Below are 1,831 nucleotides of genomic sequence, written 5' to 3' on the forward strand. Positions count from 1 at the left end.
GTGAACTACTCGGCCATAAATGACCGAGCTTCTGGGAACACCGCTGACTTACACATCCAGCACTAAGCTTTTTGTGCAGAGGTTACGGCTATTGACCAAGGCGCGTCCCGCGCCACAAACCCTATCAGGTTTTAGACTGTTTGTTGCTCAGCCGCCAAGATATTCTTAGCGGCGTTAATATCACGATCATGGCGCGTGCCACACTGTGGACAGGTCCATTCGCGCACGTTTAGACCGTGTTTTCCGTCGTCGTACCCGCAACTTGAACAGCGTTGCGAGGTCTTGTATGGCGATACTGCCACAACTTGTTTACCATACCAGGCCGCCTTGTACTCAAGCATCAAGCGTAATTCTCGCCAGGCCTGGTTTGCAATGGCACGAGCCAGCTTGTGATCATGCAGGAGGCCCTTGGTTTTCAGGTCTTCTAGCTTGATCAGGTCGTACTGGCGTATAAGTCCTGTGCTGAGCTTCTGGAGATAGTCGCGACGTTGGTTGGCTTCCTTCGCGCTGTATTTGGCCACCATGCGCTTAGCCTTCAGATAGTTTTTGAAGTCACTCAGTTGCCGCGGGGCTCCAAGCTTAAGGTGGCGGTCCCAAGCGATTTCCTTTTCGGCTTGTGCACGCCGGCGAGCCAGGCGTTTTTCCCAGTAGTGTTTTTTCTTGGCGTTAGCCTTGTCGAAACGTTTGGTGGGATACTTCATGCCGTCACTGGTGATGACCAGGTCTGCGATTCCCATGTCTAGTCCTACCGTAGCCTCGCTCTTCGGCCAGAATTCCAGTTCAACTTCCGCAACTACTAGAACGTAATAATTGTCCAGGCGGTCGCGCACCACTGTGGCAGTTTTGATATTGCCAACTGGGCGCTGCCCCGTACGGAACAGGATCGGTCCCAGCTTTGGCAAGCGCAAATGGGTTGCATCGGTAAGCACAATATTGCCGTTGACCGCATTGGCCCGGTACGTTGGCTTAGCGAAGCGCCGGGCTTTGAACTTGGGGTACCCGGCCTGTTTCTTGAACAGTTTCTGAAACGCTAGATGCAGGTTGTGACTGACAGCAATTAGGCTAGTCGCATCGGCTTCTTTGAGCCAGGGGTACTGCTGTTTGAGTGGCTTGATCAAGTAGTTCATCTGGAACTCATTGAGGTACTTGCCGCCATTATCGTGGCGCTGAATTTGCATGTTGAGTAGTTCGTTCTACACGAAGCGGCACATACCGAAGTTACGTTCAATCTGTTGGCGCTGCGTTGCGTTTGGATAGATGCGCAGCTTAAAGGTCTTCAAGGTCAAGTGGGTTCAGCTCCTTAGCCCGTTGATCATCAATGTATTTAGCAACAGCCTCCTGGTTCGTTGTTCCGATACTCTCGACATAGTAGCTAGGTGCCCACAGGTGCCGCCCTTGGTGTTTCCAATAGCTTCGTTGAAGTTCGGGACACTCAACGAACATTTGACGAGCCGAAATACCCTTCAACCACCGAACGATGTTAGTCACCGACAATTTCGGCGGTGCACTCACTAACAAGTGAACGTGGTCATCCTTACCAATCTCCATATGGTCGATACTGAACCCATATTGTGCGGCGACCTCATAGAGAATTCGCTCAAGCACGGCTTCGACGTTTCCTTTCAGAACGCGGTTTCGGTATTTAGTGCCCCAAATGATGTGGTAATTGAGATTATAGACAGATGTTCTACCATACGTTACACGTTTAGAATCCTTCATACTAGTAATTATAACATGTCATCTTGCACCATGTGGAGCGTGCCTGGGACACAGAAAAAGGGCAATTCATCACGTCCTTGAAAGAACGTGTTTCCTTGCCCTAATTCAAAAA

2 protein-coding genes and 1 pseudogene are annotated in these 1,831 nt (G+C 50.5%); all 3 read right to left on the reverse strand.

Annotation, left to right across the window (positions count from 1 at the left end; genetic code table 11):
* Nucleotides 1-131 precede the first annotated feature (131 nt).
* Nucleotides 132-1,181: pseudogene (locus JUE67_RS12580) on the reverse strand (RNA-guided endonuclease TnpB family protein); the annotation flags it as partial.
* Between the two features lie 12 nt (nucleotides 1,182-1,193).
* Nucleotides 1,194-1,286, reverse strand: coding sequence for a helix-turn-helix domain-containing protein (locus JUE67_RS12800; protein ID WP_308441142.1), 93 nt, complete (start codon nucleotides 1,284-1,286; stop codon nucleotides 1,194-1,196).
* Entirely contained in the window at nucleotides 1,267-1,719 is a 453-nt protein-coding gene (gene tnpA / locus JUE67_RS12585) for an IS200/IS605 family transposase (RefSeq protein WP_203637193.1), read from the reverse strand. The genes JUE67_RS12800 and tnpA overlap by 20 nt, the downstream gene beginning before the upstream one ends.
* Nucleotides 1,720-1,831 lie beyond the last annotated feature (112 nt).

Source organism: Lacticaseibacillus mingshuiensis (genome assembly GCF_016861785.1).
Taxonomy (GTDB): Bacteria; Bacillota; Bacilli; order Lactobacillales; family Lactobacillaceae; genus Lacticaseibacillus; species Lacticaseibacillus mingshuiensis.